At 66.2% G+C, this 22,980-nt stretch carries 20 protein-coding genes and 2 pseudogenes; 8 read left to right on the top strand and 14 right to left on the bottom strand.

Annotation, left to right across the window (positions count from 1 at the left end; all coding sequences use genetic code 11):
• Window positions 1-293 precede the first annotated feature (293 nt).
• Complete coding sequence (locus AC10V3_RS34755; RefSeq protein WP_490924432.1) at window positions 294-587, top strand: hypothetical protein; 294 nt, start codon at window positions 294-296, stop codon at window positions 585-587.
• 148 nt (window positions 588-735) lie between these two features.
• Here AC10V3_RS34755 and AC10V3_RS34750 read toward each other — a convergent pair whose 3' ends face one another.
• The 13 genes and pseudogenes from AC10V3_RS34750 to AC10V3_RS34690 form a co-directional block, all read right to left on the bottom strand.
• On the bottom strand, window positions 736-1,569 hold the full coding sequence (locus tag AC10V3_RS34750; protein WP_490924431.1) for a shikimate dehydrogenase family protein: 834 nt from the start codon (window positions 1,567-1,569) through the stop codon (window positions 736-738).
• Window positions 1,570-1,571: 2 nt separating this feature from the next.
• The gene (gene gabD, locus AC10V3_RS34745; RefSeq protein ID WP_490924430.1) at window positions 1,572-3,020 is read right to left on the bottom strand and encodes an NADP-dependent succinate-semialdehyde dehydrogenase; all 1,449 of its coding nucleotides are present in this window, start codon (window positions 3,018-3,020) and stop codon (window positions 1,572-1,574) included.
• Window positions 3,021-3,044: 24 nt separating this feature from the next.
• Window positions 3,045-3,783, bottom strand: a pseudogene (locus tag AC10V3_RS34740) (SDR family NAD(P)-dependent oxidoreductase).
• Between the two features lie 27 nt (window positions 3,784-3,810).
• On the bottom strand, window positions 3,811-5,202 hold the full coding sequence (gene lpdA / locus AC10V3_RS34735; RefSeq protein WP_490924429.1) for a dihydrolipoyl dehydrogenase: 1,392 nt from the start codon (window positions 5,200-5,202) through the stop codon (window positions 3,811-3,813).
• A gap of 10 nt (window positions 5,203-5,212) precedes the next feature.
• Window positions 5,213-6,460, bottom strand: a complete 1,248-nt coding sequence (locus AC10V3_RS34730; protein ID WP_490924428.1) for a pyruvate dehydrogenase complex dihydrolipoamide acetyltransferase — start codon at window positions 6,458-6,460, stop codon at window positions 5,213-5,215.
• Window positions 6,460-6,948, bottom strand: a complete 489-nt coding sequence (locus AC10V3_RS34725) for a VOC family protein (protein ID WP_490924427.1) — start codon at window positions 6,946-6,948, stop codon at window positions 6,460-6,462. The genes AC10V3_RS34730 and AC10V3_RS34725 overlap by 1 nt, the downstream gene beginning before the upstream one ends.
• A gap of 17 nt (window positions 6,949-6,965) precedes the next feature.
• A complete protein-coding gene (locus AC10V3_RS34720; protein ID WP_349608119.1) occupies window positions 6,966-9,155 on the bottom strand; it encodes an alpha-ketoacid dehydrogenase subunit alpha/beta in 2,190 nt (729 codons plus the stop codon).
• Between the two features lie 53 nt (window positions 9,156-9,208).
• The gene (locus AC10V3_RS34715) at window positions 9,209-10,033 is read right to left on the bottom strand and encodes an SDR family NAD(P)-dependent oxidoreductase (protein ID WP_414223411.1); all 825 of its coding nucleotides are present in this window, start codon (window positions 10,031-10,033) and stop codon (window positions 9,209-9,211) included.
• Window positions 10,030-10,746, bottom strand: a complete 717-nt coding sequence (locus AC10V3_RS34710; protein ID WP_490924426.1) for an ABC transporter ATP-binding protein — start codon at window positions 10,744-10,746, stop codon at window positions 10,030-10,032. The genes AC10V3_RS34715 and AC10V3_RS34710 overlap by 4 nt, the downstream gene beginning before the upstream one ends.
• A complete protein-coding gene (locus AC10V3_RS34705) occupies window positions 10,743-11,501 on the bottom strand; it encodes an ABC transporter ATP-binding protein (protein ID WP_490924425.1) in 759 nt (252 codons plus the stop codon). The genes AC10V3_RS34710 and AC10V3_RS34705 overlap by 4 nt, the downstream gene beginning before the upstream one ends.
• Complete coding sequence (locus AC10V3_RS34700) at window positions 11,498-12,787, bottom strand: branched-chain amino acid ABC transporter permease (protein ID WP_490924424.1); 1,290 nt, start codon at window positions 12,785-12,787, stop codon at window positions 11,498-11,500. The genes AC10V3_RS34705 and AC10V3_RS34700 overlap by 4 nt, the downstream gene beginning before the upstream one ends.
• A 2-nt stretch (window positions 12,788-12,789) precedes the next feature.
• Window positions 12,790-13,731, bottom strand: coding sequence for a branched-chain amino acid ABC transporter permease (locus AC10V3_RS34695; RefSeq protein ID WP_349608129.1), 942 nt, complete (start codon window positions 13,729-13,731; stop codon window positions 12,790-12,792).
• Window positions 13,732-13,832: 101 nt separating this feature from the next.
• Window positions 13,833-15,080 (bottom strand): branched-chain amino acid ABC transporter substrate-binding protein, encoded by a 1,248-nt coding sequence (locus AC10V3_RS34690; protein WP_490924423.1) that lies wholly within the window; start codon window positions 15,078-15,080, stop codon window positions 13,833-13,835.
• 264 nt (window positions 15,081-15,344) lie between these two features.
• On the opposite strand from AC10V3_RS34690, the gene AC10V3_RS34685 reads away from it, so the two are divergent.
• Entirely contained in the window at window positions 15,345-16,106 is a 762-nt protein-coding gene (locus AC10V3_RS34685; protein WP_349608132.1) for a FadR/GntR family transcriptional regulator, read from the top strand.
• 80 nt (window positions 16,107-16,186) lie between these two features.
• Window positions 16,187-16,578: pseudogene (locus AC10V3_RS34680) on the top strand (aldehyde dehydrogenase family protein); the annotation flags it as partial.
• 36 nt (window positions 16,579-16,614) lie between these two features.
• Here AC10V3_RS34680 and AC10V3_RS34675 read toward each other — a convergent pair.
• Window positions 16,615-17,244: a TetR/AcrR family transcriptional regulator gene (locus AC10V3_RS34675; RefSeq protein WP_490924422.1), complete on the bottom strand. Its 630-nt coding sequence runs from the start codon at window positions 17,242-17,244 to the stop codon at window positions 16,615-16,617.
• Window positions 17,245-17,411: 167 nt separating this feature from the next.
• Here AC10V3_RS34675 and AC10V3_RS34670 point away from each other — a divergent pair, with 167 nt between their 5' ends.
• From AC10V3_RS34670 to AC10V3_RS34650, 5 genes are all read left to right on the top strand, one after another.
• A complete protein-coding gene (locus AC10V3_RS34670; RefSeq protein ID WP_490924421.1) occupies window positions 17,412-18,992 on the top strand; it encodes a linalool dehydratase/isomerase domain-containing protein in 1,581 nt (526 codons plus the stop codon).
• Entirely contained in the window at window positions 18,983-19,501 is a 519-nt protein-coding gene (locus tag AC10V3_RS34665) for an SCO family protein (RefSeq protein ID WP_349608138.1), read from the top strand. Before AC10V3_RS34670 ends, AC10V3_RS34665 begins: the two co-directional genes overlap by 10 nt.
• Before the next feature lie 87 nt (window positions 19,502-19,588).
• Entirely contained in the window at window positions 19,589-21,097 is a 1,509-nt protein-coding gene (locus AC10V3_RS34660) for a class I adenylate-forming enzyme family protein (RefSeq protein ID WP_490924420.1), read from the top strand.
• A 185-nt stretch (window positions 21,098-21,282) separates the two neighbouring features.
• Window positions 21,283-21,507 carry a hypothetical protein gene (locus AC10V3_RS34655; protein WP_490924419.1) on the top strand — a complete coding sequence of 75 codons (225 nt, stop codon included), beginning with the start codon at window positions 21,283-21,285 and terminating at the stop codon, window positions 21,505-21,507.
• The gene (locus tag AC10V3_RS34650; RefSeq protein ID WP_490924418.1) at window positions 21,504-22,946 is read left to right on the top strand and encodes an aldehyde dehydrogenase family protein; all 1,443 of its coding nucleotides are present in this window, start codon (window positions 21,504-21,506) and stop codon (window positions 22,944-22,946) included. Before AC10V3_RS34655 ends, AC10V3_RS34650 begins: the two co-directional genes overlap by 4 nt.
• The last annotated feature ends 34 nt before the right edge of the window (window positions 22,947-22,980 follow it).

The following is a 22,980-nucleotide window of genomic DNA, read 5'->3' as shown; positions in this document are numbered from 1 at the left end:
GCGACTGAAGCGCCCAACCAGCTCCGGATTTCCCCCACCTTGCACTTCTTTTTCCGTATTGGTCATTCAATCAATGGGGTCGCCCTGTTGAATTTCGAATGATCATTGGCTTGCGGTCAGAGATGACTGTTGCTGCCATGCAGCGGGCACATGTGCGAGGAGCATTCATGCATTTTCCCTGGTAATCGGGCAGCAAGCCGGCTGAATCCAGCTTTTGCCGTGACGGGCTCGCATGTGGCCCCATTCCAATCAGCGCGCAGAAGAAAATCGCGTGTGCTTACAGGGGTGTGATCATGAATTCACTAGCCATACACCATATTTCCATAGCGCAGCGCTCGAACCTTGAAGTCTTGCGAGGCATGGCGGACATGGTGGGCCTCATGGACCACGCTTTTGCTCACTTTGAAAAGCTGCTCGAATGGAATCTTCAGTTGGTCCCTTTCTCGTTGCAAGGATCCAGTGAGTGCACGAAACGGATGTTCGCAATGGGCAGGCCTCAGGATCTCCTGGCAATGCAGATCGCTCTGATGCAATTGGCAAGCGGGCACGTTTTCTCATTCCAGCATGATCCAAGCCCGGATTCGTGAGCACCAGAGTCGAAGCTACGAAGCGCAGCGCGGCATGTCCCGGCATCCGCCCTACGCCGTCACGCCACAGCGCGAGGCCGCGTGGTGTGCTGGATGCATGGATGTGGGCGCGCAAAAAAACGGTATAAATTCGACAAACGCGGCTAATTCACCACGGCCCCAGTGTCCGCTCTACAAAGGTGGCCTCGAGCGGCACGCCGAGAAAGCGCGCGATCTCCACGATTTGCCCGTACAGCATCCATTGCCCGTGATGGATGCTGCAGCCGCGCGCGCGCGCCGCTGCCAGCAGCGCGGTCTCCGGATCGCGCACGACAGCTTCGCAGACCAGCGTGCCGGGAGCCAGGCGCTCGGCCGGCAACGGCAGCGCATCGTCGTCGCGCAGGCCGAGCGACGTGGCGTTGACCACCACATCGAACCCGGCCGGGTCGTCGCCGCCCGCGCGGATCGCCATGTCGGGCAGCGCGGCGCGCAACCGTTCCACCAGCTGCGCCGCCTTCTCTGCGGAGCGGTTGTGGATCACCAGTTCCGCTGGCCGTTCCCGCGCGATGGCGAAGGCCATGGCCTTGCCCGCGCCGCCGGCGCCGACCTGCAGGACGCGCTTGTCCGCCAGCGCGTGGCCGCGCTCGCGCAGACCGGCGACGAAGCCATCGCCGTCGAAGTTGCCGCCGACCCAAATGCGCCGGTCGCGATCGTAGCGCAGCGCGTTGACCGATCCGACCATGCGGGCGGTCTCCGTCAGCTCGGCGCATGCCGCGACGACCGCCTCCTTGTGCGGCACGGTGACCACCATGCCGGCCAGGTTCATCATTGCCGGGAGACTGTCGAGCAGCGCACGCAACTGCTGGGGCGCGACGTGGAACGGCACGCACACCGCATTCAGGCCCTGGCGGGACACCGAGGCGTTGAACAGCTGCGGCGTGCGCACCTGGCCGATGGGGTCGGCGATAATGCCGACAAGCTGGGTATTGCCGTCGATTTGCATGCTCAGATCCCCGCCATGCAGGTGTACTTGATCACCAGGTAGTCCTCGATGCCGTAGTGCGAGCCCTCGCGCCCCACGCCCGATTGCTTGACGCCGCCGAACGGCGCCACCTCGGTGGAGATCAGCCCGGTGTTCACGCCGACGATGCCGTATTCCAGTCGTTCGGACACGCGCCAGACACGGCCCAGGTCGCGCGCGTAGAAATAGCTGGCCAGGCCGAACTCGGTATCGTTGGCCATGGCCACGACCTCGTCCTCGGTGTCGAAGCGGAACAGCGGCGCCAGCGGACCGAAGGTTTCCTCGCGCGCCACCAGCATGCCGGGGGCCACGTCCGCCAGCACGGTGGGCTGGAAGAACGAATGGCCGAGCGCGTGGCGTTGCCCGCCCTGCAGCACGCGCGCGCCCTTGCCGATGGCATCGGCAATATGCTCCTCCACCTTGGCCACGGCCTTGTCGTCGATCAGCGGGCCGATGCGCACGCCGTCCTCCATGCCGTTGCCGACCTTGAGCGCCGCCACTGCGGCCACAAGCTTCTGCGCGAAGGCCTCGTACACGCCGGACTGCACGTAGATGCGGTTGGCGCAGACGCAGGTCTGGCCGGCGTTGCGGTACTTCGAAACGATCGCGCCTTCCACGGCGGCGTCGAGATCGGCATCGTCGAACACGATGAAGGGCGCGTTGCCGCCCAGCTCCATCGACACCTTCTTGATCGTCGAGGCGGTCTGCGTCATCAGCACGCGGCCGACCTCGGTCGAGCCGGTAAAGGTCAGCTTGCGCACCAGCGGGTTGCTGCTCATCTCGCCGCCGATGGCGCCGGCCGAACCGGTCACCACCGACAGCACGCCGGCCGGAATGCCGGCGCGCTCGGCCAGCGCCACCAGCGCCAGCGCGGACAGCGGCGTCTGCGAGGCGGGCTTGAGCACCATGGTGCAGCCCACCGCCAGCGCGGGGCCCGCCTTGCGCGTGATCATCGCCGCGGGGAAGTTCCAGGGCGTGATGGCCGCGCACACGCCCACCGGCTCCTTGGTAACGACGATGCGCTGGCTGTTGACCGGTGCGGGGATGGTGTCGCCGTAGACGCGCTTGCCTTCCTCGGCAAACCATTCGATGAACGAGGCCGCGTAGGCGATCTCGCCGCGCGCCTCGGCGATGGGCTTGCCCTGTTCCGCCGTCATGATGCGCGCCAGGTCTTCCTGGTTGGCCATGATCAGCTCGAACCATTTGCGCAGCAGCGCCGAGCGTTCCTTGGCGGTGCGCGCGCGCCACGCCGGCTGCGCGCGGTTGGCGGCCTCGATGGCCTGGCGGGTCTCGTCGGCGCCCAGTTGCGGCACCTGGCCCACGCGTTCACCGGTGGCCGGGTTGGTGACGGTGATGCGGCGCTCACCCTCGAGCCAGCGGCCGTCGATATAACACTGCTGCCGCAGCAGCGAGGAATCCTGAAGGTTCAGCATAGTCGGTGTGATGGTTAGGCCGTATCAGCCGGCCATATAGAGGCCGCCGTTGACGTGCAGCACCTCGCCCGTGATGAAGCTGGCGGCGCCGCTGCACAGGAAAGCGATCGCGCTGGCGACTTCGCGCGGATGGCCCAGCCGCCGCAGGGGGGGTCTGTTCCACCGATTCGGCGCCGCGTGTACGCACCAGTTCGGCCGTCATCGGCGTTTCAATGATGCCAGGCGACACGGCATTGACACGGGTACGCGGCCCCAGTTCGCGCGCCAGGCTGCGCGTGAGGCTCAGCAGCGCCCCTTTGGAGGCCGCATAGTGGGCGTTGCTGTAGGCCCCGCGGTGCGCCGCCACCGAGGTCAGGTTGACGATGGCGCTGCCCTCCCGCAAGGCCGGAATCGCGCGGCGGATCAGGTAGAAGACGCCGTCCAGGTTGATGCCAAGCGTCTGGCGCCACTGCGCGTCGGTCATTTCCGCGACCGGCTGGGACTGGTACAGGCCGGCGGACGGCACCAGGAAATCGATGCCGCCAAAGCGCTCGACCGCCGTGGCGACGGCGCGCGCGCTGTCGTCCGGGCTGGCGGCGTCCATGGGCAGCGTCACGTTGCGCTCGGGGTCGCCAAGGCTGCGCGCGAAGCCGGCCAGGCCGTCCGCATCCAGGTCGGTCAACACCAGGTTGGCGCCGCCGGCGTGGAACAGGCGCGCGAGCTCGCGTCCGATCCCTCCGTTGGCGCCGGTCAGCAGCAGCGTACGCGATGCAAAGTCAGACATGCAGTGTCTCCATGCGGTCGGTTCGATTCAGATATGCAGGGCGCGGCCGTAGGCCGCCAGGACGGCCTCGTGCATCGCCTCGGACAGGGTCGGGTGCGGCAGCACGGCCGCCATCAGCTCGGCCTCGGTAGTTTCCAGCGCCTGCGCAATGCCGTAGCCCTGGATCATCTCGGTCACCTCGTCGCCCACCATGTGGGCGCCCAGCAGTTCGCCGCTGCCTTCGTCGAACACCACCTTGACCAGCCCGCCAGTGGCGCCCATCGCGATGGCCTTGCCGTTGGCCGAGAACGGGAACCTGCCGACGCGCACGCGGTGGCCTGCCGCCATCGCCTGCGCTTCGGTCAGGCCGACGCTGGCTACTTGCGGATGACTGTAGGTGCACGCCGGGATCCGGCGCGGGTCGAGCGGGTGCGGCTGGAGCCCGCCAATTTTCTCGACGCAGATCACGCCTTCATGGCTGGCCTTGTGCGCCAGCCATGGCGGGCCGGCCACGTCGCCGATGGCGTACACGCCCGGCTCGCCGGTACAGCCGTATGCGTCCGTGACGATATGCGTGCGCTCGACCCTGACCCCGGTGCCTTCCAGGCCGAGATCCTCGACATTGCCGACGATGCCGGCCGCGACCAGCACCACGTCGGTCTCAAGCCGCACGGATTCGCTGCCTGCCAGCGTCACCGTCCACCCGGACGCACCGCGCTGGGCACCCTCCAGGCGGGTGCCGGCGTGGATGGCGATGCCGTCGCGCCGGAGCTGGTTCGCCACCTGCGCGGAGATCTCCGCATCCTCCGTTGGCAGGATGCGCTCGGCCATCTCGACCAGCGTGACCTGCACGCCTACCGCGTGATAGAAGCTCGCGAACTCCACCCCGATCGCCCCCGCGCCCACGATCAGCAAGCGGCGCGGGATCGTCGGTGGCGCCAGCGCCTCGCGGTAGCTCCAGACGGTGCTGCCATCGACCGGCAATTGCGGCAGCGGCCGCGCGCGCGCGCCGGTGGCAAGGACGATATGGCCGGCGCCGATGGTGCTGGCCTGGCCGTCTGCCGCGCTCACCTGGAGCCGGCCCTTGCCCGCCAGCCGCCCATGGCCGTTAAGCACGGTGACGCCGTGCTTCTTCATCAGGTGCGCCACGCCCTTGTTGAGCTGCGCCGCCACTGCGCGCGAACGCGCCACCATGGCCGGCACATCCGCGCGGGGCTCGCCCACGGCGACGCCATAGGCCGCGGCATCCTTCACCATGCGCAGCACGTCGGCCGAGCGCAGCAGGGCCTTGGTCGGGATGCAGCCCCAGTTGAGGCAGATGCCGCCGAGCGCATCCTTCTCGATCACCGCGGTACGCATGCCCAGTTGCGCGGCGCGGATGGCGGCGACGTAGCCGCCGGGCCCGCCGCCGACGATGGCAAGGTCGAACGAAGATGTCATCGCGCCCCCTTCAGACCAGCATGGCCAGCGGGTTGTCCAGCAGGCGCCGGACCGCGGCCAACCACTTGGCCGCCAGCGCGCCGTCGATGGCCCGATGGTCGACCGAGAGCGTGCAGCGCATGACCTGGGCCACCTCGAGCTTGCCGTCGCGCACCACCGGCATCGCCTGCGCGGCGCCCACCGCCAGGATCGCGGCCTGCGGCGGGTTGATGATCGCGGAAAACTCACCCACGCCATGCATGCCCAGGTTGCTGACGCTGATGCTGCCGCCCTGGTATTCGTCCGGGCGCAGCTGGCCCGCGCGCGCGCGGGCCGCCAGCTCGGCGATCTCGGCGCTGATCGCTGACAGCGGCTTGCGCTCGGCCGCGCGCACGATCGGGGTGATCAGGCCGCTGTCGGTGGACACGGCCACGGCGATGTCGGCCGTGCGGAACTGGCGCAGCGCGCTATCGGTCCATGCCACGTTGGCCTCCGGTACCTCGCGCAGCGCCACGGCCACCGCGCGCACCACGAAGTCGTTGACGGAGATCTTGCGCGCGGCGCCGGCGTTGATCTCGGCGCGCAGCGCCAGCAGCCGGTCCACCTGGCAGTCCGCCGACAGGTAAAAATGCGGGATGGTGACCTTGCTTTCCGCCAGCCGGCGCGCAATGGTGCGCCGCATATTGCTGTGCGGAATCTCGATGAATCCTTCGACGGCGGCATCCTGCACCGGTGCCGGGCTGCCGGATGCCGGGGCCGTGGCAAGGGCCGGGACCGCAGCAGGAGCCTGGGCCGCCTCCACATCGCGCCTGACGATCCGCCCGTTCGGGCCGCTGCCCGTCAGCTTGGCAAGGTCGAGGCCGCGTTGCGCGGCCAGCCGCCGTGCCAGCGGGCTCGCGAAGATGCGGGCGGGCGCGGTGGCGGGTTCGGCGGCCAGGGGCGCTACAGGCACGGCGGGTGCCGGTACCGGCGGCTGCGCCCCAGGCACCACGATGGCACCAGACGACACGATCAGCGCGTCGATATCGGCATGCGTCTCGCCATTGACCAGCAGCACGCCAATCGGCGCGCCGACCTCCACCTCCTGCCCGGGCCGAGCCAGCATCCGGCCGAGCGTGCCGGCGGTGTCGGCGTTGAGCTCGACCATCGCCTTGTCGGTCTCGATCTCGGCAATGCAGTCGCCCACGGCAATCTTGTCGCCCTCCTGCCGGGTCCAGGCCTGCAGGGTGGCGTGGGTGGCATTGGCGGCCACCTCGGGCATGCGCAGCAGGATGGCCATCAGGCATCTCCCTTGGCAAGCAGGTCGGGACGATAGCCGGCGATGTCGGTGTACTGGACGATCTCCAGCACGTTGCCCTCCGGGTCGCGGCAGAACGCCAGGTAGGTGCCGGGGCGGACCTCGACGCGGCGGGGACCGGTCATGAACTCGACGCCCTGCGCCAGCATGGCATCGACCACGGCCTGGATGTCGTCGACGATGAAGGTCAGGTACGACGCGTTGGCCTTGTCGAGGATATATGCCGTCGCCGGCTCGGCGGCGGGCGGGTGCGGCGGCGCCAGCAGCTTGATGCGCTCGCCATAAGGGGTCTGCAGGCGCACGACGGTGTAGCCCTGCGCGTGCATCGCCGCCTGCACTGATTTCTCCGCCGGCACCACCACCTCGCTGACAAAGGTGAAGCCCAGCACGTCTTCGTAGAAGAGGCGCATGCGGGGCAGGTCCCGGACCGCGATGCCGACTTCCAGTGGTACCACCATGTTCATCTTCATTTCCATGACTCCCCGGTTCAGGCCAGGCCCTTGTCGCGCATCACATGGCGCAGGCCGTCGATGACTTCTTCGGTGCGCGCCGCCGCCGCCCGCTCGAGCACCTTGGAGATGCTCGGTGCCGCTTCCGCGCCCGTGACGCGCTGCACGGGCTGGTCCAGCCAATCGAAGCAGCGCCGCTGGAGCTCGTCGGCGAGCCAGCCGCCATAGGAAGTCCCGCGCGCGCCCTGCTCGACGATCAGCACGTTGTTGGTCTTGCGGATGCTGGCTTCGATGGTTTCCCAGTCCAGGCTGGCGCGGTCGAGCCAGCGCAGGTCGATCACCTCGGCGTCCACGCCGGTCTTCTCCACGGCTTCCAGCGCGTGGCCGACCATCGACAGGTAGGTGATGACCGTGACCTCGCTGCCTTGGCGCCGCACCGCCGCCTTGCCCAGCGGCAGGTGGTAGTCCAGGTCGTCCACCGGGCCGAGCGCGGAGCTGTTGTACAGGTCCACGTGCTCGATCACCAGCACCGGGTCCTTGCAGGCCAGCGCGGTATTCATCAGCCCCACATAGTCGAACGGGTTCGACGGCGCCACGATGCGCCAGCCCGGATTGGTCGCGAAGATCCCGGCCGGGTCCATCGAGTGCTGGGAACCGTAGCCGGTGCCCATCGCCACCTTGGTGCGCAGCACCAGCGGCACGTCGCTCTCGCCGCCGAACATGTGCCGGGCCTTGCCGATCTGGTTGAAGACCTGATCGGCGGCAACCCACATGAAGTCGGGGTACATGAACTCCACCACCGGCTTGAAGCGGCCATCCAGCGCCACGCCGCCGCCCAGGCCGACAAAGGCGTTCTCGCTGATCGGCGTGCCCAGCACGCGTTCCGGGAAGCGGTCGCGCAGCCCGCGCGTGGCGCCGTTGGTGCCGCCCTTGAGCCGGTGGACGTCTTCGCCCATGACCACCACCGTGCTGTCGGTTTCCATGCGCCGGCCCATCACGTCGGCCACCACGTCGACGAACTTGCGGGTGTCGAGCATGCCGGTGAAGGTATCCTGGTCCGCGTAGCGCAGCCCTTCCAGTTCCTTCAGGTCGCTGCGGATGCCCACGTCGCGGAAGTCCGGGCTGGGCCACAGTTCCGGGCGGATGATGCGCTTGCCCGCCTTGCCGGACGGATCGGGCTGCGTCAGCGCCGCCATGGCGGCCTGCATCGCGGCCCTGACGCGCTCGCGCAAGGCCTGCACCTGCTCCGCCGAGAGCAGGCCACGTGCCTGCATGCGGCGCGCCAGCAGTTCCAGCGGGTCGCGCGCGCGCCACTGCTGCTCTTCTTCCTTGCTGCGATAGCCGAACGCGCTGCCCGGGAACGGGCCGTTCTGGTGGAGGAAGCGATACACCTCCGCCTCGATCACCGCCGGGCCGTGGCCGGCGCGCATATGCGCCAGCGCCTGTTGCATCGCCAGGTGCACGGCCAGCGGATCCATGCCGTCGACCTTCCAGCTGCGGATGCCGAAGCCCGGCCCGCGCGCGGACAGGCGCGGCTCGGCCGTCGATTCCGCCACGGTGGTGGAGACCGCATAGCCGTTGTTCTCGATGAAGAAGCACAATGGCAGCTTCCACGCGGCGGCCAGGTTCATCGTCTCCAGCACCGAGCCGATGTTGACCGCGCCGTCGCCAAAGTAGGTCACGGCCACCGCGTCGGTACCGGCATGCTTGTGCGCCCAGGCAGCGCCCGCCGCCAGCGGCACGCCGCCGCCGACGATGGCGTTGGTGCCCAGCGCGCCGGCCTCGGCCCATTGCAGGTGCATCGAGCCGCCGCGGCCCTTGCAGAAGCCCTGCGCCAGCCCGAGGATCTCCGCCAGCGTGCGCTGCAGCAGCGTCTGCACGGCGGTGGAAAACGGCGCATCGGGATCCAGCCCTTGCGGTGCCAGGTAGCCCAGCGCCTTGGACAGGAACTGGTGGTGCCCGCGGTGCGAGCCGTTGACCTGGTCCGCGCCGGTCACGCCGACGATGGAGCCAGCCGCGCCGCCCTCCTGCCCGATGCTGGAGTGCGCCGGCCCGTGGACCAGGCCTTCGGCGGCCAGCTCCAGCACGGCTTCTTCGAAGCCGCGGATCAGGTGCATGTGGGTCAGCATGGTGCCCAGCAGGCCTGGGGCCGCGTTGGCCCAGTCTTCCTCCGTGGTGCGCAACTCGACCCAGTCGGCGCCGGGTTGCAGGGCGATGCATTCAGACATGGAATAGTCCTTGGTTCAGGATGTTCGGATCGTGTAGACCGGGCCGCCCGGGCTCAGAAGCCGTCGGCCGTCCAGCCGCCGTCGGAGACCAGCGCGTGGCCGGTGATGAACGCCGCCGCGTCCGACGCCAGGAACAGCGCCACCTCGGCCATCTCCTCCGGGGTGCCGAAGCGGCGCAGCGGCGTGCGCGCCATCAGCGCCTCGGCGTCCAGCGCGCGGCGCTCGATCAGCGTGTCGGTCAGCGCGGTGCGCGTATAGCCCGGACAGACGGCATTGACGCGGATATTGTGCTGCGCCCATTCGGCCGCGAGCGACTTGGTCAGCGACACCACGCCAGCCTTGGCCGCGCAGTAGGCCAGCCGGTTGGCGGACGACACCATGCCCCACATCGACGCCGTGCTCAGGATGACGCCGCCGTTCTGGCGGATCATGCGGCGCGCGGCGGCCTGGGTGCAGTAGAAGACGCCGGAGAGGTCAATGTCGATGGCGCGGCGCCACTCGGCCGGCGTCAGCGCGATCGACGGCTTGTTCATCGAGATGCCGGCGTTGTTGAGCAGGATGTCGATGCGGCCGAAGCGCGCCTCGGCCTCGGCGCAGGCGCGCTCGACCGCCTCGTCGTCGGTGATCGACGCCTGCACGGTCAGCACCTGCAGGCCGGGGAAGGCCGCCTCGAGCTCATGCCGGGTAGCGGCCAGCCCTTCGGCGTCCAGGTCCAGCAGCACCAGGCGCGCGCCGTGGCGCGCGAAGCCGTGGGCCATGGCGCGGCCGATGCCGCTTGCGCCGCCGGTGTTGAGCACCACCTTGCCTTCCAGGCCCGGATAGCGGGCCGGGGCAAACGGTTGCGCGCCGGGAAATCCGGCAAAAGAAGGGGCGTTCATACCGCGAGCCAGTCCTTGAGTAGTTGGGGGTTGGAGGTCAGTTGTTCCGGGGTGCCTTCAAACACGATGCGGCCATGGCCCATCACGCAGACGCGGCTCGACACCTTGAGCGCGATGGCGAGCTTCTGCTCCACCAGCACCACCGAGACGCCGCGCCGGTGGATGTCGCGGATGGCTTCGCCGACCACGGCGACGATCTTGGGCGCCAGGCCTTCGGTTGGCTCGTCGATCAGCATCACCAGCGGGTTGCCCAGCAGCGAGCGGCACATCGTCAGCATCTGCTGCTCCCCGCCGGAAAGGCTGCCGGCCTTGGTATTGCGCCGTTCCTTCAGGCGCGGGAAATAGTCGAACATCTGCTCCACGGTCCACTGCGGCGCGCCTTCTGGCGCGCGCTGCTCGCCCATGCGCAGGTTCTCGTCGACGGTCAGGTTGGCAAACACCTCGCGCTCTTCGGGCACGTAGGCAATGCCGCTGCGGCAGATGGCATACGAGCGCGCGCCGGTCAGGTCGCGGCCGCGCAGGCGGATGTGTCCGGCCGAGGGCGGCACCAGCCCCATGATCGCCTTGAGCGTGGTCGAGCGGCCGGCGCCGTTGCGGCCGAGCAGGCTCACGACCTCGCCCTGGCCGACCTGGAAGTCCACGCCATGCAGGATGTGGCTCTTGCCGTAGTGCGCGTGCAGCTTTTCCACCGAGAGCAGCGGTGCGGGGTTCATACGCTGACCTCCTCGCCCAGGTAGGCTTCCTTCACGCGGGCGTTGTTGCGGATTTCGTCGGGCGTGCCGGTGGCGACAATCTCGCCGTAGACCAGCACGCTGATGCGGTCGCTGAGCGAGAACACCACGTCCATGTCGTGCTCCACGATCATCAGCGTGCGGCCCCGCGTGACCTCGCGGATCAGCCCCGCGGTGTAGCTGGTTTCCTCGTGCGACATGCCGGCCATGGGCTCGTCGAGCATGATCAGCTGCGGGTCGGACGCCAGCGTCATGGCGATCTCCAGCGAGCGCTGCTCCGAGTACGACAGCTCCCCGGCAATCACCTGCGCGCGGCGCGCGAGCCGCACCTGCTCCAGCAGGTGCGCGGCTTCCTCATTGACCGCGCGCGCCTTGTGGGCGAACCGCCACAGCGTGTACTGGAGGCCATGCCGGCGCATCAGCGCCAGGCGCAGGTTCTCGAACACGGTCAGGCCGGCGAAGATATTGGTGATCTGGAACGAGCGGGCCAGGCCACGGCGGTTAATGTCCTGCGGCGAGAGGCCATGGATCGGCTTGCCGCCAAGCAGGATCTCGCCGCGCGTGAGCGGCAGGCGCCCCGAGATCAGGTGGAACAGCGTGGACTTGCCGGCGCCATTGGGGCCGATCAGCGCATGGCGCTCGCCCGGCACGATGTCCAGGTCGACGCCGCGGATGATGTCGACGTCGCCGAACGACTTGCGCAGCCCGCGCAGCGACAGGATGGGGGATGCGGTCATACGGGGTTCCTCCCGGCCTCGATGGCATCGCCGGCGGCGATGTCCGTGGTTTCAGCGCCCTCGCGCAGCCGCAGCCAGCGCTGGCTGGCATGCCGGGCCAGCATGGCGCCTGCGCCCACCAGCACCGCTGGCGGCAGCCACGTCAGCGCCGACAGCGGCGCCCATTCGCGGCCGAACAGCGGGATCGGCGGCCAGCCGGCGCCACCGTTCAGCGCGGCCAGCGCGCGATAGTCCTGCGAGAAGAAGCGCTGCAGCAGTTCCACGCTGAACACGGTGCCGCCCGCCAGCAGCAGCGTGGCGACGACGAACGCGGCAGCGATCGGCAGCAGGCGGCGCGCGCCATAAGTCTTGCTGCCGGCGACCCACCAGGTCAGCAGGCCCGAGATGCCGGCCGGCATGAACAGCATCACCAGCACGAACACGATGCCCTGGTACAGCAGCCACGAGCGCGTCAGGTCGGACACCGCGTAGCCGAAGAAGGTCATCAGCGCCGCGCCGAGCGCCGGGCCCAGGAAGACCTTGACGCCGCCGATATAGCTGTTGAGCACCACCGCCGCGGAAACACCGGCGTCGAACAGGACATAGTTGGCGGCCTCCATGTTGATGGCCTGCAGGCCGCCGGCAATGCCCGAGAACATCGTGGAAATGGCGAACACCAGCACGCCGAGCCGATGGATGTCGTAGCCGAGGAAGCGCAACCGGTTGGCGTTCTCGCGCAGGCCCAGCGTCAGGCGGCCGACCGGCGTCAGCGTGTACAGGTAGAGCAGCGCCAGCGACAGCAGCACCCAGGCCAGCGTCAGGTAGTAGACCTGGTTGCTGTCGCCGAAGGTCAGGCCCCAGGCCGGCATGCGCATGGTGGAGATGCCGGCTTCGCCGCCGAACCAGCTCTTGATGTGCGGCGCCAGCGCATGCAGCAGCTCGGCCAGTGCCAGCGTGATCATGGCGAAGTAGACGCCGGTGCGCTTGGTGGCGAACCACCCGGCGACCAAGCCGATGGCAAGCCCGGCCGCGCCGCCCGCCAGCGGCAGCAGCGGCGTGGGCAAGAGGCCATTGCCGCCCACGGCGTTCATGGCGTGGACCGTGGCAAACGCGCCCACGCCAAAATACGCGGCATGGCCGAACGAGAGCATGCCGCCCTGGCCGCTGAGCAGATTGAAGGCCATCGCGAACAGCACCGCGATCAGCATCTGGATGGTGGCGTTGACCAGCGACGGCGACAGCACCGCGGGGGCCGCGACCAGCGCGGCAACGGCGAGCGCCAGCAGGATATTGCGGGAATGACGCATGCTTACTCCTTCTCGCCCATCAGGCCGGACGGACGGCACAACAGGATCAGCAACATCAGCGCGAACGGGATCGTTGCCGACAGGCTGGACAGTTTCAGGGTCAGCAGCCCGCCCGCGCGGTTGGCCCACTCGCCCGCGCCCACCAGCGCCAGCAGGTCGGCCAGGCTGCGGTCCACGCCGACCGACAGCGCCGTCATCAGGCCGATCAGCAGCGAAGCCACCATGGCGCCCTCCAGCGAGCCAAGCCCGCCCACCACGACCACCACGAAGACCAGCACGCCCAGTTCCAGCGCCATGTTGGGGTTGGTGGTATAGAAGGCGCCCGCGACCGCCCCGGCCAGGCCGGCCAGCGCCGCGCCGATGCCGAACACGCCCATGAACACCAGCGGCACGTTGTGGCCCAGCGCCTCGGCCATGCGCGGCTTGTAGATGGCCGAGCGCACCACGATGCCGACGCGCGTGCGGGTCAGCAGCAGGTAGATGACCACGAACATCGCGATGGCCACGATGCCCATGAAGACGCGGTAGAACGGGTAGGTTGACGCGCCCACGTGGAACGCGGCGAAATCCAGCGACGCGGGCACCCGGTAGTCGACCGGGAAGTTGCCGAAGAACAGCTTGACCAGTTCGGCGATGATGAACGACAGGCCGAAGGTGAGCAGCAGCTCATGGGCATGGCCGTGGTGATGGACACGGCGCAGGAAAAAGCGCTCCACGGCCACGCCGACCAGTCCCACCAGCAGCGGCGACACCACGATGGCGGGCCAGAAGCCGATCACGCCCTGCAGCGAGAAAGCAAGATAGGCACCCAGCATGTAGAACGATGCATGGGCAAAGTTGAGCACGCCCATCATGCCGAAGATGAGCGTCAGGCCGGCGGAGACCATGAACAGCAGCAGGCCGTAGATGGCGCCGTTGAGCAGCGAGACGATGAAGTATTCCATGTGCGCTTCCTGGGGACGAGCCGGGCCGCCGCGCGCCGGGACGTGCCCGTGCGCGCGTGGCGGGTGCGGCCCGGACGGGCCGCGAACGCGGCGGAAGAGGCCTAGGCCGGGCGCTGCATCTTGCAGCTGGCCTGCGGCGGCGTGGCGGCTTCTGCGGCGGAGAAGGTCTTCACCGGCTTGAAGCCCATGTCGGTGCCGTCCACCTTGAACCTGGCGTCCTTGCTGACCACCGACACCACCATCGGCAGCAGCACCTGGTGGTCATCGGCACGCATGCTCAGTTCACCCAGCGGCCCCTTGAGCGTGGCCTTCTCCAGCGACTTGGCCAGCGCGGTGACGTTGAGCTTGCCGCTCTCCGGCTTGACCGTCTTCAGGGCCTGGCCCAGCATCTCGATGCCGAACACCGCCTGCGGCTCGACATAGGCGGGCAGATGCCCTGCCTTGGCTTTGAAGTCGTTGGCGAACTTCTCGCCCTCGGCGCCGCCCGCTTCCACGTTGAACGGATGGGCGACATAGTGGCCGAGCGCCACCTCGCCGGCGTTGCCGAGATTGCCCGGCTGGTCCAGGAACACCGTGGCGAAGCGGGTCTTGAGGCCTGCCGCCTTGGTGGATTTCATCAGCAGCAGCAAGTCGTTCGACCAGTTGCCGGTCATCGTGGTATCGGCCTTGGTCGCGGCAATCTTGGCCACGTACGGCGAGAAGTCCTGCACCTTGTTGACGTCGTGCAGCGTCTTCTCCACCACCTGGTAGCCGCCTGCGGCCGCGTCCTTGGCGATCGCCTTCTCCATGTCCATGCCCCAGGAATAGTTCTGGTTGATGGAGTACACGCGCGTGCCGAGCGCATTGAGCGGCTTCATCGCGCCGACCAGCGCCTTGACGCGGATCTCGGCGTTGGTGGCGAACTTGAAATGGTAGAAGTGGCACTTCTCGCCGGTCAGCTCGAGCGCTTCGCCGCCAACGTTGAGGAACAGGATCTCCTTGCCCAGATTGCGCAGGTTGTACTTGCGCACGTCCTCGGTCAGCTGGCCCGATACCGCCGACGACGCGCCCTGGACCACGATCTGCACGCCATCGGCAATGGCGGCCTTGAGCTTGTCGGCGGCACCGGCGGGGCCACCCTGGTTGTCGTACTCCACCAGCTGCAGCGGTTCGCCGTTCCAGCCCCCGGCGGCATTGATCTTGTCGATCGCATAGCGCGCCGCGGCGCGGAACATCAGGCCGGTAGAGGCTTGCGGGCCCGACAGCGTCTCCACGATGGCGATCTTGACCGGAGCCGCGTTTGCGGCGCCCCCCAGCAGCGAAAGGGCCGCGCAAGCGACAAGACGACTGGGAAAACGGCTACCGCTCATGGTTGTCTCCTGTTGTGTTGGTCTGGTGGAAGTGGCCGGTTCGAGCCGACCAAATTGGCCTGACCACAACAACAAGTGGTCAGACCAGTTAAATATAGAGAGACCGGCGGATACAGTCAATGCCGTATCGACGGATCTAGGGTTTCCACGGGGGAAGCAATTTCCCGGAAAGCAGCGCGCCGGGCATGCTACATTAAGCTGTAAGACCAGTTACACACACCGATCCATGCAAGGAACCGAGCGCCCGGCCGAGGGAGAAGAATCATGACGTCGAGAGGATCTGCCCAGGTGCTGAAGACACCCAAACGCGCGGAAGGGACATCGTTCTACCCCGAGCCCAGGCACCTGCCCGACGAGATTGCGTCGCGGCTCACGCAAGCCATCCAGGCCGGCGAGTTCGCAATCGGCGACCGGCTGCCCAGCGAGCGCGACCTTTGCGAACAGTTCTCGTGCAGCCGCGCGGTGGTCCGCGAAGCCCTCTCGCAACTCAAGAGCGAGGGACTGGTCTCGTCACGGGCCGGCAGCGGCGTGTTTGTCACCGAGCGCAGCCAAAAGCAGGCATTTCGGATGCAGGACGTCACCATTGACGAGAAGGACTCGCTGGCCATGGTGATGGAACTGCTGGTGACGATCGAAGTGGCAGCAACCCGGTTCGCCGCCATGCGCCGCTCGCCAGAAGACCTCAAGCGCATCAAGCGCGCACTGATCGGAATGGAATACGAGATCGCCAACGACCGGCTGGGCGATGAGGAGGACTTTGCTTTCCACCAGGCGATCGTGGACGCCACGCACAACCCGCATTTTCGGGCGCTGTCGGAGCACCTGGAGCATGGAGCAAGGCGCGTCATCCGGCAGGCACGCAGCAACACCAAGGCGCAGCATGCCGACCTCATCGAGGCCGTGCAGCAAGAGCACAAGGCCATCTATGACGCCATCGCCGCCGGCGATCCGGCGCGCGCGGCGGAAGCCGCGGAAACCCACCTGCGCAACGCCGCGGAACGGCTGAATATGTATCTGAAGGGTTGAAGATTGCCCGCTTTGGGCGGCTCGCGCAGTTGCTGTTGAGGATCGCTTCTATGCGGAATAGTTTGTCAAGTAGCGGTAAGCCTCTGTGCGGCGGCCGGCGCCACGCGCGCGGGCGCACCTGGTCCGAGCCCACCGTGCTCGCCGATGCCTCGACCGCGATGCGGCTGGCCACCGAAGAGCCCTTCGGACCGGTCGCACCGCTGTTTCCGTTCGATGCCGATGACGAAGCCATTACCGCAGCAAATGCCGTGGAATACGGCCGGGCGCCTATGTCTACAGCCGCGACATCAACCGGATCTGGCGTGCGATCGATGCGCTGGAAACCGGAATGGTGGGCATCAACAGCGGGCTGATCTCGACGGCGGTCGCGCCGTTCGGAGGCGTCAAACAATCCGGCCTGGGCCGTGAGGGCTCGAAGTATGGCCTCGACGAGTACCTCGTGCTCAAATACGTTTGCCTCGGCAGACTCTAGTCTGCAGCACAGACCGACTCGGGAGCCGGTCTGCCTTCAGCCTGCGTCAGTAGGCAGCGGCTGATCGACAATCGCCTGCGCACGGGCGGCGTCCACACCGAGCGCTCGCAGCAGGCAGACGCAAAAGGAGCGCACATAGCCCGGCGGGCGCGATTCGCTCAGCAGCGCCCGCATTGCCATCCGCACGCTGCCCACTACCAGGTCGCTGGCACTGGCAAGATCGCCGAACTCGAACTGGCCCACATGCTTGCCGGCAATCAGCTCCGGGCGGGGATAGCTGAGCAGGTCCTCGTTGATGGACTGGCCATCCACCGACAACGCATAAACGAGCCAGCCCCAAGCGGGCTTCTCGACCGTGCGCTGCAACACGAGGCGCGTCTGCGCCGCAAAGCGTTCGACCGGATCTGCAATGGTGTGGCAGCGTCGCTGGATCTCGTCGAACGGATCGTGGCCGATCTCCTTCCACAGATCCGCGAGCAACTCGTCGCGAGTCTCGTAATAGTTGTAGAAGGTGCCGCGCGCCACGCCAGCAGCCTGGATGAAATCGTCGATCGTCGCCTTCTTCTCGCCCAGATCCGCAACCACCCGGGCAGCCGCCTCCAGCAGCTTCTGCCGCGTCCGGGTCCTGCGCTCTTGCCCGATCTCTACCCGTCTGACGTTGTTCATGTTTGCCCATTGTCCTGTCTGGTCAGCATGATACCAAATAGACTGATATTGTTCATATTGACAAATATAGTCTAATAACTCATGATGGATCCACTGCCGGGCCAAGGCCGCGGCTACATCAAAAAAGTGCATCGCCGGTGGCGCGTGCGCCTGGAATGGAGACACGTATGGACCACTCCCATGCTCAAAGGGAATCAAGGATCTCTCCGCAATGGCTCGCGTCGACGCCGCTGATGGACGATATCCAGGCCGGGAGCCTGCGGCATATCCTGAATCTCGCCGCCCGGCTCCCGGACGACTGGTCGGGCATGCAAGGCCGCACCACCTTGCAGGAGGACTTCGGCGCACTGCGCTTCCAGCTTGCCTACATGGCCTATGCACTAGGCCTCGCCCACGTACATCGCCTTCCCGCCGCCCCGGCCGTGTTCAGGCAGCCGTTCGACAGCCTGATCGGCAAGATCCTCTCCCCCGATGTCTGGACCTACTGGCACTACGTCGGCACCGGCAACGGCCCGTTCAACAAATCGCTGGGCGAACTGCCCGCGCAGTGGGATCCGGTGGTCAGGGACAACATCATGTACAGCGCCTATGTGCAGAGCATGGCGTTGCTCTATCACTACCTGTTCCGCGACGACAAGTACGCTGCCGAGGGTGCACTGACCTTCTCGGTCAACCCTCTGTTCTGGGGTGAAGGCGGCAAGCATTTTGCGTACGACGAGCGGTCGCTCAACCAGCACCTTTACTGGAGCATGGTCGAGCGTGGCTATCTTGGCATCGCCTGCGAGCCCAATTGCGTATTCCAGATCTGCAACCAGCCTTCGATCCTGGGCTTTCGCTACCATGACCTCGTCTACGGAGGATCCATCGCAGAGGAAGTGACCACGGGCTACCTGCAGGCCTGGTCCGAGTTCGGCGTACTGAACGACGCCGGCCACTTCAATATGATGGTGCAGGAGCGCGAGCGCCAGGTGATCACGCCCACCAATCTGCCCTGGACGGATTTCTGGATGGCTGCGTTGATGCATGCGTGGAACCCGGATTTCGTGAAGGAGCATTACCCGCGCTTCGTCGCGCAGTGGGTAATCGACGGTCCGGATGGCAGCGCCTGGGTCAAGCCTGCGCCGACGCTCGCCCCCGGCGCTGCGGACCGATCTACGGCGTATGACTTCGGCTGGGCTGCGGTGTGCGCTTCCGAGGTTGGCGATGAAGCCTTGCTCACGCGCCTGCATGCCTATGCCGACGCACGCCTGGACCCGACCTGGCAACACGGCGGCCTCTACTATCCGCGTTGCGACCAACGGCTCGACGAAGACGGCGTGTTGCGTGCCATGGATCCGCATACCGGCAATGCCTTGCTTCCCTATTCACGGCTCAATGTGCCCGGTGGCCTGCGCGCCCTTTATGAAGGGCCATGGCAGGACGAGCATTTCGCGCAGCCCGGCCTGACAGCGGTGACGCCTTCACTCGACGTTCGTCGCGCATGGTTCGATCCGCATATCAACGCCCTGGCACTGACGTTGACCCCGGTGCGAGATACCAGGGCCAAGCCTGAGGCGCGCCTTGAGCTGGACAACGTATGGAACCGCGGCAACTGGCGACTGGAGCGCGACCAGGAACTGCTGGCTTACGGAAAGGCGGACCAGGTCCTCTGGACAAGCCCCAACGTCAGGGTTGAACGGGCACATGAGCAGATGATCGTCGAGCTCGATGTTGTCGACACAACCACGATGGTGCTCTCATGGAACTGAAGGCCAGCCCGGGCGGGGAATTCTCGCTGATCGATCATGACGGCCAGGCCGTGACGCAGGACAGCTATCGCGGGCGCTACCGCCTGGTCTTTTTCGGCTTCACGCATTGCCGAGTGGTCTGCCCGCGCAATCTGGCGCGCTTGTCCCGCATCCTGGAGGTGCTGGGCCCGCGCGCCGAGGAGATCCGCCCCCTCTACGTCAGCGTGGATCCCGAGCGGGATACGCCCGAGATCATGAAGGACTTTCTTGCCAGGAACTATCCGCGCTTCACCGGCCTGACGGGAAGCCGGGCCCAGGTCGATCACGCCAAGCAATCCTTCCGCGTCTTCGCCGAGCGCAAGGCCGATGCCGACGATCCGGACGGCTATGCCGTGCCGCATACCGCCATCACTTACCTGATGGACCGGAGTGGCGGCTATCTCGCGCATTTTCCGGAGAGCCTGCCAGAGCAGGAGGTGCTCCAGCGGATTTCGGCGCTGCTGGATTCGGCAAGCGCCGCAAGCCAGTAAAGACAACCTGAAGCAAGCTGAAGCTTCCCATAAGCCATCCACACTATCACGCGCCACCAATCAAGAGCGCGACGCGGAGACCCCCACGTGGAAACATCCATTGGAGACCTCATCAGGCATTCGGCAGTCAAGTATTCCGATAAGACTGCGCTGATTGTCGATGGGAGGCGTTACTCGTTCACGGAAATCGACACCCTGTCGTCAAATGTGGCTGCCCATTTGATCAGACGCGGGCTTGAGCCAGGGGCGAGGGTGTCGCTCTACTCGCCCAACTGCGCCGAGTGGATCATTGCCTATTACGGGATCCTGAAAGCGGGTTGCGTCGCCAACCCACTCAACCTGATGCTGACCGCGTCCGAGGCACTGTATGCCATCCGCGACTGCCAAGCGGCTGCTGTGTTCGGCCAGCTGGATAAGCTTACAGCGCTTCGCGCGCAGTCCGACAGCGCAGTGCCAGGCCTGATCTCATTTCAGGGTCCGTCCGGCGGGATTGAAAGTTTCGAGGCATGGATCGCCGCCCCGCCAGAGTCGATCGATGGCGAACGCCCTGTCGTCCCCGACGCCATCAGCACGATCGCCTACACATCCGGCACGACGGGCAATCCCAAAGGTGCCGTATTGTCACACCGCTCGATCTTGCTGAATAGCGCGATGACGGCCACGTATCATGTCCGCACCGCGCAGGACACTGTGGTCAGTGCGCTGCCCCTCTCGCACGTCTACGGCAACATCGTCATGAACAGCGCCATCGCCTTTGGCATGACGCTGGTGCTCCACAGCACCTTCAAGCCCGAGGACATACTGGGCAGCATCCAGCAGCATCGCGCCACCTTATTTGAAGGCGTGCCGACGATGTATATGTACTTGCTGGACTTCCCGCATCTGGCCGACTACGACCTGTCATCGCTGACCCGCTGCACGGTTGGCGGGCAGACCATGCCGCTGGCCAAAATGGAACAGGTGGAAGCACGGTTCGGGGTTCCCCTGCTCGAGCTGTGGGGCATGACGGAACTTGGCGGCCTGGGTACAACGCACTGCCTCCACGGCCCGCGTCGCCTGGGATCGATCGGTATCCCGCTGCCGTTCATGCAGGCCCGTGTCGTCGGCCCTGGCTCCGCTTTGCCGCTGGCGACCAACGAGGTGGGCGAGCTCGTACTGAAAGGACCGCTGACGATGGAGGGCTACCTGAACGCCCCCGATGCCACCGCCGAAACGCTCGATACAGAAGGCTGGCTGCACACCGGCGACCTGGCCTATGTCGACGCTGACGGGTTCATCTATATCGTCGACCGTCTCAAGGACATGATCATCACCGGCGGCTACAACATCTATCCGGCCGAGCTGGAGCGGGTGCTTTGCGCACACCCCGCAGTGGCCATGGCAGCGGTGGTAGGCGTGCCCGATCCAACCAAGGGCGAACTGGCGAAAGCCTTCGTCGTGCTGGCCCGCGGCATGTCCGTTACCCAGGACGAGATCCTGGAGTTCTGCCGGACACGCCTGGCGAACTACAAGGTTCCGAGAATTGTGCAGTTCGTCGATGACCTGCCAAAGACTGCATCCGGAAAAATCTTGCGCCGGCACCTGAAACGCAGTTAACGCAATTCAGAACCCATCCAGGAGGGCCAGATATGGCTTGTTGCCTGCTGGCAATGGTGGCGCTCGGCCCGGGCATCGCCTTGCTGGGCTGGCTACGGCAAATGCTTGGCGGTGCGTCGCGCGCGCCGTGCTGCCCGGCCGGGATACGACGGCGTCGGCCCCGTGCCGCGCTTCTCGTGGCTGCCATGTCGTTGATTTTCCCAGCCGGTGCCGCGCTGGCTGACTACGCATGGGATGCCTGGCTGGCGCATCAAAGCCACTTCAGGCAAGCCGTCGGCCAGTTTGAAGCCGAGCTTCAGGCGTCTCGCTGCAAAGCATCTCCGGCATCAGGCGAGGCGCGGACAGTACCTCCCAACGGCAGCGTAGCACTGCTTTCCCAACACACCGCAAAAATGCGAGGAGACAAATGAAACACGTACCAACAGAACCGGGACGCGTACCATTCGCGATGACGATCCATGGCAAGCGGGTCGAATCGGCGCAAACAGGGGTCGCGCTTAACCCGGCAACCGAGGAGGAAATCTGCCGCTTTCCCATGGCGTCCAGGGACGACCTCGAGGCTGCGGTAGCAGCGGCCCAAGCGGCGTTCCCCCGTTGGGCTGCCACGGCGACAGAAGAGCGGCAGCGCGTGGTCACGGCGCTAGGCGACATTATCGAGCGCAACTTCGAAGCGTTCGCCCAGTTGCTGTGCACGGAGCAAGGCAAGAGCCGTGCCGCAGCCGAATGGGAAATCGGCGGATCGGTTCACTGGTGCCGGGAGATTGCGAAGCAGCGCCTGGACGAAGAAACCGTGGACGTTGGCGGCGATGACGCGGTGGTCACGCGCTACACGCCGATCGGCGTGGTCGCAGGGATCACGCCGTGGAATTTCCCGTTGCTGCTGGCAATCTGGAAGATCGCGCCGGCCCTGGTCGCGGGCAATACGATGGTGCTCAAGCCCTCCCCTTACACACCGCTGTGCACGCTCTGGTTCGGTGAACTCGCGCAAGACGTGCTGCCGCCTGGCGTGCTCAATATCATCTCCGGTGGCAACGAACTGGGGCAATGGCTGACGGAACATCCACATATTGGCAAGATCGCATTCACCGGATCCACCGCAACGGGCAAGAAGGTGATGCAGAGCGCGGCAAGCAACCTGAAACGCCTGACGCTGGAACTGGGGGGCAACGACGCAGCCATCGTGTTGCCGGATGTTGATCCGAGCAAGATCGCCAAAGAGCTGTTCTGGGCATCGTTCGCTAACAGCGCGCAGTTCTGCGTTGCCTGCAAGCGCCTCTACATCCACGAAGAGATCTACGACGAAGTCGCCGAGGCACTGGTCGCTTATGCGAAGAGCGTGACGATGGGCGAATGGACCGGCGCCTACGTCGAACTGGGTCCGCTGCAGAACCGCATGCAATACGACAAGGTGCGGGATCTGCTGGACGACTCGCGGGCACAGGGACACAAGTTCCTGCTCGGTGGCGACCTGCCGGATCGGCCTGGCTACTTCATCCCGGTCACGCTGATCGACAACCCGCCTGAGGATGCGCGCTGCGTCACCGAGGAAGCTTTCGGACCGGTGTTGCCACTGCTGAAGTGGCGCGACCTCGACGATGTCATCGAACGGGCAAACCGCAGCCACTACGGCCTTGCCGCCTCGGTATGGTCGCGCGACACCGACATGGCGCAGCGCATCGCCGCCCGGCTCGAAACGGGAACCGTATGGATCAACCAGGTCCATGTGTTCTCGCCACACGTTGCATTTGGCGGGCACAAGCAATCGGGCATGGGCATCGAGAACTCGCTGCATGGCCTGGCCGAGTACGCCAACTTGCAAACGATCCGCAGCAAGCCATTGGCGGCCTGATGCGGTCCGCTTCATTCGGCAAACCACGATAAGC

This window comes from Cupriavidus sp. PB-02, from assembly GCF_058252315.1.
This window is presented reverse-complemented; position numbering and strand designations above follow the sequence as displayed.